The sequence below is a fragment of the Mesobacillus jeotgali genome (assembly GCF_014856545.2).
Lineage (GTDB): Bacteria > Bacillota > Bacilli > Bacillales > Cytobacillaceae > Mesobacillus.
Genome location: NZ_CP109811.1, coordinates 1,745,379 through 1,760,620, shown reverse-complemented (window position 1 = coordinate 1,760,620; position 15,242 = coordinate 1,745,379). Strand labels below are relative to the sequence as shown.

Here is a 15,242-nt window from a genome sequence, read left to right as displayed (position 1 = left end):
TTATTTTAATTTTGGCTAGTTTCAATACTTCAGCACAATAGGCAGCCTTTATTTGTCTACCCTATTGAGTATGCATTAAAACGATAAACCATTATAATATGAACTGGCTTAAATCTTTGTTTCTTGCGATAGCGCCTAGTTTTTCTTCTACATATTGCGGAGTGATCGCTACCTTCTCCAGATTGATGTCTGGAGCTTCAAAGCTGAGGTCTTCCAGCAGCTTCTCAAGAATCGTCTGCAGCCTTCTGGCTCCAATATTATCCGTATTTTGGTTCACGTCATAAGCGACTTCTGCTATCTTACGAATAGCATCGTCAGAAAATTCAATTTGTATACCTTCAGTTTCCAATAAAGCTTCGTATTGCTTTGTAAGCGCGTTATCAGGCTCAACTAGAATCCTGTAGAAGTCTTCAACTGTCAGCTTAGTAAGCTCTACCCTGATTGGGAAACGCCCTTGCAATTCAGGAATCAGATCAGAAGGCTTTGCCATATGGAAGGCACCAGCAGCGACAAATAAGATATGGTCAGTTTTTACAGGACCATATTTCGTGTTAACAGTCGATCCTTCCACAACAGGCAGTATGTCCCTCTGAACACCCTCACGCGAAACATCAGCACTGGATCCACCGGAATTCTTGCTGGCAATCTTATCAATCTCATCAATGAAAATAATGCCTGCCTGCTCAGCACGATATGTAGCTTCCTGAGTTACCTCATCCATATCAATAAGCTTTTGAGCCTCTTCATTGATTAATACCTTCCTTGCTTCACGGACAGGGAGTTTTCGTTTCTTGCGCTTCTTCGGCACTAAGCCACTTAAAGCATCCTGCATGTTCATTCCCATCTGTTCCATTCCGGAACCCTGGAGCATATCAAACATGGAAGGGGCTTGTTCCTCGACCTCGACCGTTACCAGCTCATCCTCAAGCTCACCTTGATCGAGCCTTTGCTTGATGATTTTACGCTTTTCAAACAACCCTAAGTCTTCAGATTGATTAGACTCTTGTTCAGGCTGCTGCTGGCTGCCGCCGAATAACATTTCCAGTGGATTTTTGTAATTGACGGATTTTTTCGCTGAAGGGACCAGCAATTCAACTAGACGGCGATTTGCGTTTTCCTCTGCCGGTTCCTTTACTCGCTCCATCTTTTCCTCTTTGACAAGCCTGATTGATGTTTCAACAAGGTCTCTCACCATTGATTCGACATCACGGCCAACATAGCCCACTTCAGTGAACTTTGTCGCCTCGACCTTGACGAAAGGGGCACCTACCAGCTTAGCCATTCTTCTGGCAATCTCCGTTTTACCTACACCAGTTGGGCCAATCATCAGGATATTTTTCGGGATGATTTCATCACGGATATTTTCAGCGAGCAAGCCGCGGCGGTATCTATTTCTGAGAGCAACTGCAACAGCTTTTTTTGCATCCTTTTGGCCGATAATATACTGATCCAGCTTTTCCACGATCTGCCTTGGAGTTAAACTTGTCGTTTGTTTCACACTCAACACTCCTTTTCTGTTACAGTTCTTCCACGATAATATTGTGGTTTGTGTAAACACAAATGTCAGCAGCAATTTCCAATGAAGACTTCGCGATTTCTTTCGCTGTTAAATGTTCCCCAGCATATTGCTTTAATGCACGGCCTGCAGACAAAGCATAATTTCCTCCAGAACCAATCGCAAGAATGCCATCATCAGGCTCAATGACTTCACCTGTTCCGGAAATAAGAAGCATATCAGTCTCATTCAATACAATCAACATCGCCTCAAGCTTCCTGAGGACTTTATCACTTCTCCATTGCTTTGCTAGTTCGACTGCAGCCCTTTGGAGATTTCCATTGTATTCCTCAAGCTTGCCTTCAAACATTTCAAACAGGGTGAATGCGTCTGCAACTGAACCGGCAAAACCTGCAATTACTTTACCATTAAACAACTTCCGAACCTTCTTAGCTGTGTGTTTCATCACTACAGCATTCCCAAAGGTCACCTGGCCATCGCCTGACATTGCGCATTGGCCCTTATGTTGAACAGCAAATATCGTTGTGGCATGGAACTCAGACATTCCTTCGTCCTCCTTTTTGCTTAAGCCCTCGGATGATGTGACATGTAAATATTTCGCAAGTGCTCTTTCGTAACATGGGTATATACTTGCGTTGAAGACAGGAATTCATGGCCCATCAGCTCCTGTACTGTCCTCATGTCTGCTCCATTGCTCATCATATGTGTAGCGAAAGAATGGCGCAGTTTATGGGGATGGATTTTCCCTGTCAGGGCAGACTTTTCGATCAGTTTATTCAGAATCTCCCTGATTCCTCTGTCCGTAAGAGGGCCGCCACGGAAATTTACAAATAAATGGCCATGATCTTCTTTCGTTTTTAGAAGCTCTGGTCTTCCATTTTTTATGTAGTCTTCAATCGCATCCTGTGCAAAACTTCCGAAAGGCACATATCTATCCTTTTTCCTTTTTCCATGAATTAAAACTGTAGATAGAGATAAATCCATATCCTTAAGAGTGATTTTACAGCACTCACCTACACGGATTCCTGTAGCATAAAGCAGTTCCAATAGGGCTTTGTTCCTTTTTCCGATCGCGGTCTCGGTTTCACATGCTTTAAATAGCTGGGAAAGTTCCTCTTCATAAAAAAAGTCTGGCAGCCGCTTTTCCAGTTTCGGGATGGATACGAGAGAAAATGGGTTATCCCCGACTATTTTTTCACGAAGCAAGAACTTGTAAAAGCTGCGCATACACGAAATCCTTCGGGCGACTGACTTTCTGGATAGCTGCTGGTCAAATAATTTTGTCAGGTAAATCCTTGTATCAGCATACTCAACTTCATCCAGACTGGTCAGGCCTTGCTCAGACATGAACAAAAAAAATTCCCTAATATCATGTTGATAATGTTCAATTGTATATTGTGAGTAATTTTTTTCAATTTGTAAATATTCAATAAATAAGTTTAAAGAATTGTTCACATTTGCTTCCATCTTGTCACCTCACAAGGGCTACTAAATAGTATCATATTTATATAGCCCTCGCAATAGAAATTACAAATTTTTCACAAATTTCTGAATTGTTTCCAATGCTCTGGAAGCATGCTTCTCATTGCGTTCCTGCTTAGCCTTGATTCTTTCGGGAAGATCAGGGAAAAGCCCGAAGTTTGCATTCATAGGCTGGAAGTTTTTCGCGTTAGTCGTTGTTATATATCTGGCCATGCTGCCCATTGCTGTTTCATGAGGGAATTCCACCGGCTCATCGCCTTTTACAAGACGGGCCGCATTTATTCCAGCAATCAGTCCGCTAGCCGCTGATTCAACATAACCCTCAACACCTGTCATTTGTCCGGCAAAGAATAAATCTTCTCTATTCCTGAATTGATATGTTGCTTTTAAAACTTTAGGTGAGTTGATAAAGGTGTTACGATGCATGACACCGTAACGGACGATTTCAGCGTTTTCCAGTCCTGGAATCAATTGAATGACTTCCTTTTGCGGCCCCCATTTCAAATGAGTCTGGAAGCCTACAATATTATAAAGTGTTCCAGCTGCATCATCCTGGCGAAGCTGTACCACTGCATAAGGACGTTTACCAGTTCTAGGATCTTCGAGCCCAACCGGCTTCATCGGCCCGAAAAGCATTGTCTTTCTCCCTCTTTGACCCATGACCTCTATTGGCATACAACCCTCAAAAAAGATTTCTTTTTCAAACTCCTTAAGAGGAACTGTTTCAGCAGAAATCAGCGCTTCATAAAAACGGTCAAATTCCTCCTCTGTCATCGGACAGTTAAGATAAGCTGCTTCGCCTTTATCATATCTGGATTTCAGATAGACCTTGTCCATGTCAATGCTGTCTTTCTCGATAATTGGGGCTGCCGCGTCATAAAAATATAAATATTCTTCCCCTGTAAGCTCCTTTAGTTGCTGGGAAAGCGCCTGGCTTGTCAGCGGCCCCGTCGCAATGATGGTTGGACCTTGTGGAATTTCAGTGATTTCTTCATTAAATACAGTAACATTGGGATGTTCCTTTACACGGCTGGTTACATGCGCAGCGAACTCGTGGCGATCTACTGCCAAAGCTCCGCCTGCCGGAACAGCACATGCGTCCGCTGCCGAGATGATGACAGAATTCAGGTTCCTCATTTCTTCCTTTAAAACACCAACTGCGTTAGTTAAAGTGTTGGCTCTCAAAGAGTTGCTGCAAACCAGCTCAGCAAATTTATCAGTATGGTGTGCCGGGGTCTGTTTAACCGGTCTCATCTCGTATAAGTTCACCTTGATGCCTCTTTCAGCAAGCTGCCATGCAGCTTCACTTCCTGCCAATCCGGCACCAACGACATTTACAGTAGCTTCAGTCATTTCTATTTCCTCCAGTAGCTATTAGAAATTTTGTTTGTTGAAAGTCCAATTGCCTTTTCTGATTCATATCTTAACAGGCAAAGTAAAAGCATCAGCCTTTTTAAAATAATTATTATAACACTTGCCTTGACATAAAGCTTCTATTATATACTCAACCTTACTTACTTTACCCTGATACTTGTATCATTTTGCACTTTCATTTACGAAAATGAAAGAAAAAGTTTCAAAAAAAGAAAAGCGGAAGCGCCTTGGTCAGTCCCGACAAGCGTTGGAGGACCTGACAGTGAAGTCGTTTTTTAACTTCATTGGCAGGACTGAAGCGTCTCGAGGGGCTAGGCCTGGAGCTGGACAAAGAAAAGCGGAAGCGCCTTGGTCAGTCCCGGTAACCTCTTTACAAAGATAAAGAGTGAGCCATCGGCTCACTCTAGCTTTGTGGTTCCTCTTTATAGTCGCATTCCGTACATTGAACCTGAACACCCTTTTTGAGCTTCTTTTCAACTAGCATATTTTCGCATTTAGGGCATTTCCTTGCAAGTGGTTTATCCCATGATAGGAAATCGCACTCTGGGAAACGGTCGCAGCCGTAAAAAATCCGGCGTTTTTTGCTCTTGCGCTCAATGATATTGCCTTCTTCACATTTGGGGCATTTAACCCCGATTTCCTTAACGATCGCCTTCGTATTCCTGCATTCCGGGAAATTACTGCAGGCCATGAATTTGCCGTACCGGCCCATTTTGAATACCATAGCAGAACCGCATTGATCGCAATCTTCTCCGGCGGGTTCATCCTTGATTTCGATTTCCTGCATCTCCTTTTCAGCTACTTGGAGATGCTTTTCAAAATCACGGTAAAATTCGTCAATGACGTTGACCCAATTGATTTTTCCATCTTCAATATTATCGAGGTTCTGCTCCATTTTGGCGGTGAACTCAAGATCCAGGATTTCCGGGAAGAATTCCAGCATCAGCTCATGGATAACTTCACCAAGCTCAGTCGGCACGAACCGTTTATTATCAAGTGATACATAGCCCCTCTTCTGGATTGTATCCAGGGTTGGCGCATATGTTGATGGCCGGCCAATCCCCATTTCCTCAAGCGTCCTGACGAGCCTTGCTTCAGTATATCTTGGAGGAGGCTGTGTAAAGTGCTGCTTCGGTTCGATCTCTTTCTTTGTGACCTCGTCACCTTCCCTAAGGTCAGGAAGGAACTTATCCTTTTCTTCAACCTGGTCATCCGAACCTTCTACATAAACCTTCATGAACCCCGGGAATTTGACCTTTGAGCCTGTCGCGCGGAAAGTAACCTCTCCATTCTTCAAATCAACGCTCATCGTATCCATGATCGCAGGAGCCATTTGGCTTGCGACGAACCGTTCCCAGATAAGTTTATAAAGCCTGTACTGATCCCTTGAGAGGAATTCCTTTATCTTCTCGGGAACCTTCATTGTGCTGGTTGGCCGGATTGCTTCATGTGCATCTTGAGCATTGGATTGCTTCTTCTCTTTCCTGGCCTCTGTCTGTATGAAATTTTCTCCATACTCACTTGTGATGTATTCCCTTGCTTCTCCTTGTGCCACTTCAGAAATCCGTATGGAGTCCGTTCTCATATACGTAATCAAACCGACTGTACCTTCTTTTCCAAGATCGATTCCTTCATAAAGCTGCTGGGCAAGCATCATAGTCTTTTTGGCTCTGAAGTTGAGCTTTCGGGCTGCCTCCTGCTGCAATGAAGAAGTAATGAATGGCGGTGCAGGATTACGCTTTCGTTCTTTCTTTGTCACCGACTCAACAGTGAATTTGTTTCCCTTCACCTGCTTAAGGATATTTTTGACATCCTCTTCAGACTTTAACTCAGCTTTTTGTTTGCCAATTCCGTAAAAAGAAGCTTCAAATGAACTTTTGCCTTTCAGGAATTCAGCACCGATTGTCCAATATTCTTCTGGAACAAACGCAGCGATTTCCTTCTCACGGTCAATGATCATCCTTAAAGCAACTGATTGCACTCGCCCTGCACTCAGCCCTTTCTTGACCTTCTTCCAAAGCAGCGGGCTAATATTATATCCTACCAGTCTGTCCAGAGCACGGCGTGCCTGCTGGGCATCTACGAGGTCCATATTGATCGCCCGCGGATGTTTAAAAGATTCCTTGATGGCATCCTTTGTAATTTCATTGAATACAACCCTGCAGTCCGAATGGACATCCACGTCGAGACTTTTGGCCAAATGCCAGGCAATCGCTTCCCCTTCTCTGTCGGGGTCAGCCGCGAGGTAGACTTTCTTTGCCTTTTTAGCAGCAGTTTTCAATTCCTTCAGAACAGGCCCCTTGCCCCTGATCGTAATGTACTTAGGATTATAATTATTTTCTGTATCGATTCCCATCTGGCTCTTAGGCAAATCTATCAAATGCCCCATAGAGGCTTTCACTTTATATTTTTTTCCAAGGTAACGCTCAATCGTCTTTGCCTTTGCAGGCGATTCAACGATGACTAAAAAATCCGACATCCAATTTCCTCCTTAGAGGTATAAAATTACATTAATTATTATCAACTAATCATAATGTTGTCAAATCAACCGTTGAAAGTAAACGGTTTCATCTCTTTAAGAAATTTTAAAATACCTGATGCAAAATGTATAACAGATTGAAAATTATTTCAACCTTTTTGATGTAAATTTTCATTCAAATATAAAAATAACTTGCTGAAATAGTATATTTCCGAAACTTTTTCTAACTTTTTTCTATTATATCCACCCAATACAATTATTGCTGCAGCCTAGCACTATATCATTCTTTGTCCTGCTCTTTGTTTCATAAACCTCACACTTTAAAAATTTTAAATTTGCTTTTTTGCATTTTATACGAATATCCCACATTACATACCAAGTTCCTCTAAAATATCCTCGGAACACTTGACCAGTTTGGCTCCTTGCTGGATTAAATAATGGACTCCATCGGAATCAGGTGTCAAAATGCTTCCGGGGACAGCAAAAACATCTCTGCCCTCATTCAATGCAAAATCTGCTGTAATAAGTGAACCGCTCTTTTTCCTCGCTTCAATAACAAGTGTACCCCCTGAAAGACCGCTGATAATCCTGTTTCGCATCGGAAAGTGCCATTTCGCCGGCATTGTCTCTGGTGGATACTCGGACAATACGAGTTGTTTTTCCATCATGTACTCTGCCAATTTAACATTTTCCTTAGGATAAAGATTGTTAAACCCGCCAGCTATTACACCGATTGTTTTTCCGCCCAATTTAATGGCTGCTTTATGGGCATGGGCATCGATCCCCCTTGCAAGACCACTTACTATCTGTATGTTCTTCTCTATTAATGAAGGAAATAAATAATCGATCGCTTCTATGCCGTATGATGAGGCGTTCCTTGAGCCAACAACAGCAAGGCTCATAGGGTTCTTTAGCAAAGATAAATCTCCCCTGGCAAAGAGAATCCAGGGTGGCTGATAGATTGTCTTAAGATTAATTGGATATTCGGGATCAAAAACAGTGATCAGGTGAATTTTCTTTGAGGTGTAGTCATTGAGCAGTTTGTCGATGGAAATAAATTGATGGTCTCTGTTGACTTGTTGCACTTGAGGATTGATAGAGGAATACTTTGCAGTTTTATAATCAGCTAGTTCAGTATTTGTTTTGAGTGCAGAATAGATAGTTTTCCAACTCGCATTTTTGCTATGGACAAGACGGATTAGTTTCTTTTTCAATTCATCCATTTGCTTCCCCCTGGGATTAATAAACAGCCCCTCTGTAAGGAGGGACTGTCTTGTTGTATATTTTAGTGTGTTTTGCACTGATCGTAAAGGTCTTGTTCCTTCAAAACCTTGATCAAGGTTTCACCCATTACGGATGGCGTTTCAGCAACCTGGATGCCGCACTCGTTCATTACGCGGATCTTTTCGTCTGCTGTACCCTTGCCGCCTGAAATGATCGCACCAGCGTGGCCCATGCGCTTTCCAGGAGGTGCAGTTCTTCCGCCGATGAAGCCGACAACAGGCTTAGTCATGTTTGCCTTGACCCATTCTGCTGCTTCTTCTTCAGATGTACCGCCGATTTCACCGATCATGATGACCGCATATGTTTCCGGATCTTCATTGAATGCCTTCAGGACATCGATAAAGTTTGTTCCGTTAACCGGGTCTCCGCCGATACCTACAGCTGTAGACTGGCCGATTCCTGCTTGTGTCAATTGGTGTACTGCTTCATATGTCAACGTTCCAGAACGTGATACAACGCCGACATGGCCTTTTGTATGGATATATCCAGGCATGATTCCGATCTTGCACTCTTCCGGAGTGATGACACCAGGGCAGTTAGGTCCCACAAGGCGAGTCTTTCTGCCTTCCATGTAACGCTTCACCTTCACCATATCCAATACCGGGATATGCTCAGTGATACAGATTGCCAAATCAAGCTCTGCATCAACAGCTTCAACGATCGCATCCGCCGCAAATGGAGCAGGCACATAGATTACAGACGCATTTGCACCTGTTGCATCAACAGCTTCTTGGACAGTATTGAATACAGGCACGCCTTCAACTTCTGTACCGCCCTTGCCTGGAGATGTTCCTCCAACAATTTTTGTACCATATTCAAGCATTTGTTTTGTATGGAAAAGGGCAGTAGAACCCGTAATCCCTTGAACAATGACCTTTGTATCTTTATTAATGAATACGCTCACGTCAAATTCTCTCCTTTCGATCCTACTTAACTAATGAAACGATTTTTTCAGCGCCGTCTGCCATTGATTCAGCAGCAATGATATTCAAGCCAGACTCATTAAGAATCTGTTTTCCAAGATCAACGTTCGTACCTTCAAGACGAACGACAAGCGGAACCTCAAGTCCAACCTGCTTGGCAGCTTCCACAACACCAGTAGCGATAACATCACACTTCATGATGCCGCCGAAGATATTAACAAAGATTCCTTTTACGTTAGGATCTGAAAGGATGATTTTGAATGCTTCTGTTACTTTCTCTGCAGTAGCGCCGCCCCCAACATCAAGGAAGTTTGCAGGGTCTCCGCCATAATGCTTCACGATGTCCATTGTTGCCATCGCAAGACCTGCACCGTTAACCATGCAGCCGATATTTCCATCTAAAGAAATATAGCTAAGGTCATACTTGGATGCTTCGATTTCCTTTGGATCCTCTTCTTCAAGGTCGCGGTACTCAAGGATATCCTTCTGGCGGTATAGCGCGTTTGAATCAAAATTCAATTTAGCGTCAAGTGCCATTACCTGTCCGTCACCAGTAACAACCAGCGGGTTGATTTCAGCGATTGAGCAATCCTTTTCAACATAAGCGTTATATAAGCCCATCATGAACTTTACAGCCTGGTTGACTAGTTCCTTAGGGATGTTGATGTTGAATGCGATACGGCGAGCCTGGTATGGCATAAGCCCTAATACAGGATCGATTTCTTCTTTGAAGATTTTTTCAGGAGTCGCTTCAGCAACCTCTTCGATTTCCGTTCCGCCTTCTTCAGAAGCCATAAGGACAACACGTGAAGTTGCACGGTCAAGCACAAGGCCTACATAGTACTCCTTCTTGATGTCACAGCCTTCCTCAATCAACAGGCGTTTTACTTCCTTGCCTTCTGGACCTGTCTGGTGAGTAACCAGTGTCTTGCCCAGAATTTCAGAAGCATATGTACGTACTTCATCAAGGTTCTTTGCAACCTTGACACCGCCGGCTTTACCCCTTCCGCCAGCATGGATTTGAGCTTTTACAACTACAACTGATGACCCAAGCTCTTTAGCTGCTTCAACAGCTTCATCGACTGTAAAAGCAACCTTCCCATTCGGTACTTTTACCCCATATTTTCTGAGGATTTCTTTTCCTTGATACTCATGGACATTCATTTCCCATCCTCCTATCTATTAGGAAAACTCAATACTTCCAGATACCTGAAATGCACTTTCCTAAGTAGAAAATATAATTCATTTAAATTTTTAAAAAATAGACTGCGCTTTCATTTTATATAATGAAATATTGATTGTCTACCATTATGATTTAAATATTTCCCCATTTTAAATATTGCAAAAAAACATCCGTACAAATACTTGCGCAGACTAAAAGCCGGGAAGACTGCATTTCCCGGCTTTTACTAAGAAAAAACACGCTAAAAAAGCTATACTTGATATCGTGGTTTGTGAAAATATTATTTTTGTCTTCCTGCTTGTTTATCCAAATGATAGACAAAGGAAAATACTTCAGCTACTGCTTGATATAGTTCCTCTGGTATCCGGTCATTCAGTTCAAGCTGGCTCAACACTTCGACAAGTGATGGGTCTTCCTGGATGGGAATGTCGTGATCCTTCGCTTTTCCAATGATTTGTTCAGCCAGTAGCCCTTTCCCCTTCGCCATTACTTTAGGAGCGTCCATAGTTCCTGCATTATACCCCAGGGCAACAGCTGATCTCCTTGTATGCTTTGGTGGTTTCATATTTTGATATCCACTCCGCTATATTCTTTTTGGCTATATAAATCTTGCAGACTGCGCTGGTTTCGAGCTGACTGAGTTTGTCCCGGGACATGGAAATGAACTGAGGACAGCTGATAATTAACTTCCGCTAATTTTGATTTCAACAACGGTGTCAGTTGCTCTGCCATTTTTTTCAGAGCTGGATTTTCGTTAAAAATCTGCACACTCATGACGCGATTCTGAACTTGCATATCCACAATTAGATCATTCAAATGCTCAAGTTTAAGGTAAAAGAGCACACGGCAAAAAGCAGCGTCAATTTTTCCATCTTCGGTTTTCTGCCCGCTCCATTGCATCGTTAGTTCATTCGTTTTTCCACCCAGCATAAAGGGGATTTGCACGACGAGCTGCTGGATTGGACCCGCTTCCTGCGAAAGCAGCTGGAATCCGGTAATTTTGTTCAAAAGCTGCTCTGAAGCTTCTTTTACAGCTGCAGGGGGATTCTCGCTCAATAGGCGCAGCAACAAGGGTTTAAGTGTCTCCGAAACATGCGGCCTGCCAATCTCACCATCCTTTAACACCTCGCCAAGCTGGTGTTCATACGAAAGGCCAAGAGCTGACAGGAATGTTTTAATCTTTGTGTCAGTGAGCAGTGCTGCTCCGGCTTCTTGCATTGCGGCTGGCTGTTCTGCCTTGCCAGCTGCTTCTGACAAAAGCTGGGTATGGAGGCCTGTAAAATTGCCAGATTGAGGCTGGGCTGCAGCCTTAAGCAGATCCATCCCTGCCTGCTGCCACCTATCCTTACCCCCCAGTAAAATGGACAGGGACTCTCCTTCACTCGCCATCGACATTAACTGTCTGAAAGCCTGGAGCCCTTGCTGTACCTCCGCTTCTTTACCAGGTGCCCGGTTGAATAGCAATTTAAGTGATTCTACAAGCTCATTAGCAGAAAGAATTTTTTCCGGAATGAAGCTTGTGATCATCTGTCTGGCCGCGGAACGATCACCATCGCCTATAAGAGTCATGACATTTTTGGCAAAATTCAGCCCGGCAGGCAATTCTTCTCCGATTGTATTAGAGTACTGCAGCCTAGACAGCATCTGTTGCAGAACGATGCTTTCGCTTCCTTTCGAAGTAATTGCACCAAACTGTTTAAGCAGCTCCAATGCCGCATGGCTTTCCTTCCCGTCTCTCTTAAGCCATATCCCTGCTAGATGATTCAGGGCAGTTTCGGAAGCTGCTGTTTTATTGGCAGGCAGCATTTCATTCAATAGTTTCTGGAGGTTTGTACCTGCAGCAGAACTCGATGCCGTATCCAAAGCCTTTTCAAGCTTCTCCATCAACAGAACCAAAGACGGCTCTTTAGCAGTGGTGTGAAGGGCTTCAAACGCCGTCTGTGTATACGGAATCCCTCTAGTCAGGATCATTTTTATTGCATCCTGCCCGGCAGCGCGTGAATCCACCATGCTTAACCACTCTGATGCCTGCTTAAGCAGTTCACGGTTTACCGGAAGCTGTTCCTTGATAAAAAAGCGTACCAGTTCAATGTTTTCCTTCGTGGGCTGAATTGAAAATTCTCCAAGGATTTTCGACAGGCTCCCCAGCTGGCCTTTCTCCTCAGCACCTGAACTGATTACCTTTAAATGGACCTTCCCTTCTCCAGGCTGGACCTGAAACCAATAGCGCTCATTTGCTGACAACGGCGCTTCTAGTTGAGCAATCATCTTTTGATTCCCAATCTGTACTTCAGCTACTTGCTCAGGGTACAGCTTTAGAATTTTGCCATTTATGATTTGTCCGGGCCGGAATTCGGATGTTTTTATTTGTTGTGATGTTTTCTGGTTAAATAAGCCTTGAAGCGCTCCTGTTTCCATGGTCCACCTGCTTTGCAAGTTTTACTGAATGCACTCTCTTACAGGAGCGAACGTCTTCCTGTGGTGCTCTGTCACACCATACTCTCTGAGAGCATTCAAGTGTTCAGCGGTTCCATATCCCATATTTGCCCCGAATCCATATTGGGGATAATCCAAACTGAGTTCTTTCATCAGCCTGTCCCTTGTTACTTTGGCAATAATGGAAGCTGCCGCGATGGATATGCTTCTGGAATCACCTTTAATCAATGCTTCATACGGATATGGTGTGTCCAGCTTAACGGCATCTATCAAAAGATAATCGGGATTGACCCCTAATTGGTTGACAGCAGTAAGCATCGCTTTTTTGCTGGCCTGGAGAATATTGATTTCATCTATCTCCCGGGCTCCGATTATTCCGACTCCGACAGCAAGAGCCTCAGCCGTGATGACCTCAAAATATTCATCCCTTTTTGATTCTGACAGTTTTTTAGAATCATTGAGACCAGGAAGATAAAAATTCTCCGGCAGGATGACGGCACCTGCAACGACTGGCCCGGCTAAAGGTCCCCGTCCGGCCTCATCGATCCCGGCAATATTCTGGAAACCTTCGGATCGGTATTTCCTCTCAAAGGAAGTCATGTTGATGAATTGCTCATGGACTTGCCTTTTCAACTCTGCCTGCCTTTCCCATTTCAAGACCAGTTTTTGTACGCCTTTGCGGCTATCTTTTTTTATGCTTTTCAAGAATTCTTTATTTACTTCCTTTTCCCCGAATAGCTGCTGTTCTATTTCACCAATTGTATATTTCTCCATGTAATTTTTCTCCTAAATTACTTCTTTATTATGTATCGGCAGTTTAAACCAAAAATAAAGGCCCTGGACTCAGGACCTTTATTTTTGGGGTTTAACTTTCTATCTCATCCACTGAGTTTAAATCCTCAGGTCGTTCAAAGGATAGCGGACCTAGTTTTTCTGTTCGTATTTCCCTGATTACGAGCTCTGCGACTTTGTCATAATCAACGTATCCACCAGGCATTCTGCAGCCGCGGAAATCGCCAATCTGATCAAAGAGCTCCACAATCTCCTCTGGGAGTTCAGAAAGCTTATATCTCTCCTGGAGGCGTTCAGGATAATGCTTTTCCAAAAACTTTAAAGCATAAACGGTTAAGTCCTGAAGATTAAGGATAGTATCCTTGATTGCTCCTGTCACTGCAAGCTTTGTACCTACTTCCTGGTCCTCAAACTTCGGCCAAAGAATCCCCGGAGTATCGAGCAGTTCCAGCTCCTTGCCGACTTTGATCCATTGCTGCGACTTAGTGACCCCAGGCCTGTTCCCGGTCTGGGCAATATTCTTGCCCGCAAGCCTGTTGATCAGTGTTGATTTCCCGGCGTTCGGGATTCCGACAATCATTGCCCGGATGGCCCTCGGCTTGACCCCTTTGGATTTCAGGCGGTCAATTTTATCTTTCAGAAGCACCTTGGACTCCTGGACTATTTGCTTTAAGCCTGTACCAGCCTGAGAATTGATCGCCAGCGCAGTGATTCCTTTTTCACGGTAGTAGCGCAGCCATTGCTCAGTAACGGCTTTATCTGCCATATCCGCTTTATTCAGTAAAACAATTCTTGGTTTGTGCTGAATGATTTCATCAATCATTGGGTTTCTTGACGAATACGGGATCCGCGCGTCCACCAACTCAAAAATGACATCCACGAGCTTTAATTTTTCCGTGACCTCTCTGCGAGCCTTCGCCATATGGCCTGGAAACCATTGGATCGTCAAAGCAGCCACCTCCTATCTGTTATGCAATCCTGCATGCCTTTTGGATTGCGTTCAATTTCTAGTCTATTGTTCGAATATCCTCAATTGGCCAGTAGATGATGCTAGTCTTGCCCAGTACCTCATCAAATGGAACAGTCCCAATGTGGCGGCTGTCTTTGCTGAAACGGCGATTATCGCCCATCACGAAAAGATGGCCTTCAGGAACAGTCTCCCTGCCGATCTTCTCTTCCAGCGTAAATGGATCTGTCAGCGGCCCATCAATCACCTGTTTCTTATAGTCTTCCAAGTACGGTTCTTCATATGCTTTTCCATTCACATATAGCGTGTCATTTTTATATTCCACTGTATCGCCCGGAAGGCCGATTACTCTTTTTATGTAATCTTTGTTCTCAGGAGCATGAAAGACGATAATATCGAATCTTTCTGGTTCTCCAATTTTATAGCTTAGCTTATTTACGATCATCCGGTCCTGGTCATGGAGTGTAGGCATCATGGATAAACCATCCACCACAATTGGAGCAAATAAAAAGTATCGGATCACTGCTGCCAGTACGACAGCAATCAGAAGTGCCTTCGTCCATTCCCATAGTTCATTCTTCTTTTTCTCGGCCATTCTTTTCCCACCATTCCGAAATAAATGTTGTTTGAGTACATAACTTTATTTTACATAAGTCAGACAAGATAAACACGATGGGCAATGATTTTTTAAAATAAATTTAATAAAGTTCTTTTCGTTCTTGGCCCAACCAAAGGTTTACGAGAATGTATGCCGCACTATTTTAAACGTTTCCTTGAAAAGAGCCCATATGCGGTTGCATTTTATT

The 15,242-nt window shown here is 43.6% G+C and carries 13 protein-coding genes; all 13 read right to left on the bottom strand.

Translation table 11 applies throughout. The features are described from left to right. Positions 1 to 91: 91 nt before the first annotated feature. Complete coding sequence (hslU, locus tag FOF60_RS08700) at positions 92 to 1,498, bottom strand: ATP-dependent protease ATPase subunit HslU (protein ID WP_192470330.1); 1,407 nt, start codon at positions 1,496 to 1,498, stop codon at positions 92 to 94. 19 nt (positions 1,499 to 1,517) lie between these two features. Next, the gene (gene hslV / locus FOF60_RS08695; protein ID WP_041964480.1) at positions 1,518 to 2,060 is read right to left on the bottom strand and encodes an ATP-dependent protease subunit HslV; all 543 of its coding nucleotides are present in this window, start codon (positions 2,058 to 2,060) and stop codon (positions 1,518 to 1,520) included. 20 nt (positions 2,061 to 2,080) lie between these two features. Next, entirely contained in the window at positions 2,081 to 2,983 is a 903-nt protein-coding gene (gene xerC, locus FOF60_RS08690; RefSeq protein WP_192470329.1) for a tyrosine recombinase XerC, read from the bottom strand. Between the two features lie 60 nt (positions 2,984 to 3,043). Beyond that, positions 3,044 to 4,351: an FADH(2)-oxidizing methylenetetrahydrofolate--tRNA-(uracil(54)-C(5))-methyltransferase TrmFO gene (gene trmFO, locus FOF60_RS08685; protein WP_192470328.1), complete on the bottom strand. Its 1,308-nt coding sequence runs from the start codon at positions 4,349 to 4,351 to the stop codon at positions 3,044 to 3,046. 424 nt (positions 4,352 to 4,775) lie between these two features. After that, entirely contained in the window at positions 4,776 to 6,851 is a 2,076-nt protein-coding gene (gene topA, locus FOF60_RS08680) for a type I DNA topoisomerase (protein WP_192470327.1), read from the bottom strand. A 368-nt stretch (positions 6,852 to 7,219) separates the two neighbouring features. Continuing rightward, the gene (gene dprA, locus FOF60_RS08675) at positions 7,220 to 8,074 is read right to left on the bottom strand and encodes a DNA-processing protein DprA (protein WP_192470326.1); all 855 of its coding nucleotides are present in this window, start codon (positions 8,072 to 8,074) and stop codon (positions 7,220 to 7,222) included. Between the two features lie 62 nt (positions 8,075 to 8,136). Beyond that, positions 8,137 to 9,039 (bottom strand): succinate--CoA ligase subunit alpha, encoded by a 903-nt coding sequence (gene sucD / locus FOF60_RS08670; RefSeq protein WP_192470325.1) that lies wholly within the window; start codon positions 9,037 to 9,039, stop codon positions 8,137 to 8,139. A gap of 22 nt (positions 9,040 to 9,061) precedes the next feature. Continuing rightward, the gene (sucC, locus tag FOF60_RS08665) at positions 9,062 to 10,222 is read right to left on the bottom strand and encodes an ADP-forming succinate--CoA ligase subunit beta (RefSeq protein WP_192470324.1); all 1,161 of its coding nucleotides are present in this window, start codon (positions 10,220 to 10,222) and stop codon (positions 9,062 to 9,064) included. A 299-nt stretch (positions 10,223 to 10,521) separates the two neighbouring features. Continuing rightward, a complete protein-coding gene (locus tag FOF60_RS08660; protein ID WP_192470323.1) occupies positions 10,522 to 10,806 on the bottom strand; it encodes an EscU/YscU/HrcU family type III secretion system export apparatus switch protein in 285 nt (94 codons plus the stop codon). Continuing rightward, complete coding sequence (locus FOF60_RS08655) at positions 10,803 to 12,659, bottom strand: hypothetical protein (protein WP_192470322.1); 1,857 nt, start codon at positions 12,657 to 12,659, stop codon at positions 10,803 to 10,805. Before FOF60_RS08655 ends, FOF60_RS08660 begins: the two co-directional genes overlap by 4 nt. Before the next feature lie 21 nt (positions 12,660 to 12,680). Then, a complete protein-coding gene (locus FOF60_RS08650) occupies positions 12,681 to 13,451 on the bottom strand; it encodes a ribonuclease HII (RefSeq protein WP_192470321.1) in 771 nt (256 codons plus the stop codon). Between the two features lie 91 nt (positions 13,452 to 13,542). After that, the gene (gene ylqF, locus FOF60_RS08645; protein ID WP_192470320.1) at positions 13,543 to 14,418 is read right to left on the bottom strand and encodes a ribosome biogenesis GTPase YlqF; all 876 of its coding nucleotides are present in this window, start codon (positions 14,416 to 14,418) and stop codon (positions 13,543 to 13,545) included. Between the two features lie 58 nt (positions 14,419 to 14,476). Beyond that, positions 14,477 to 15,031, bottom strand: a complete 555-nt coding sequence (gene lepB, locus FOF60_RS08640) for a signal peptidase I (protein ID WP_192470319.1) — start codon at positions 15,029 to 15,031, stop codon at positions 14,477 to 14,479. Between the last annotated feature and the right edge of the window lie 211 nt (positions 15,032 to 15,242).

Excerpts from the sequence above, each read along its gene's own strand:
- hslV (WP_041964480.1), bottom strand. The coding sequence starts at position 2,060 with ATGTCTGAGTTCCATGCCACAACGATATTTGCTGTTCAACATAAGGGC.
- xerC (WP_192470329.1), bottom strand. The coding sequence starts at position 2,983 with ATGGAAGCAAATGTGAACAATTCTTTAAACTTATTTATTGAATATTTA.
- trmFO (WP_192470328.1), bottom strand. The coding sequence starts at position 4,351 with ATGACTGAAGCTACTGTAAATGTCGTTGGTGCCGGATTGGCAGGAAGT.
- topA (WP_192470327.1), bottom strand. The coding sequence starts at position 6,851 with ATGTCGGATTTTTTAGTCATCGTTGAATCGCCTGCAAAGGCAAAGACG.
- dprA (WP_192470326.1), bottom strand. The coding sequence starts at position 8,074 with ATGGATGAATTGAAAAAGAAACTAATCCGTCTTGTCCATAGCAAAAAT.
- sucC (WP_192470324.1), bottom strand. The coding sequence starts at position 10,222 with ATGAATGTCCATGAGTATCAAGGAAAAGAAATCCTCAGAAAATATGGG.
- FOF60_RS08660 (WP_192470323.1), bottom strand. The coding sequence starts at position 10,806 with ATGAAACCACCAAAGCATACAAGGAGATCAGCTGTTGCCCTGGGGTAT.
- FOF60_RS08655 (WP_192470322.1), bottom strand. The coding sequence starts at position 12,659 with ATGGAAACAGGAGCGCTTCAAGGCTTATTTAACCAGAAAACATCACAA.
- FOF60_RS08650 (WP_192470321.1), bottom strand. The coding sequence starts at position 13,451 with ATGGAGAAATATACAATTGGTGAAATAGAACAGCAGCTATTCGGGGAA.
- lepB (WP_192470319.1), bottom strand. The coding sequence starts at position 15,031 with ATGGCCGAGAAAAAGAAGAATGAACTATGGGAATGGACGAAGGCACTT.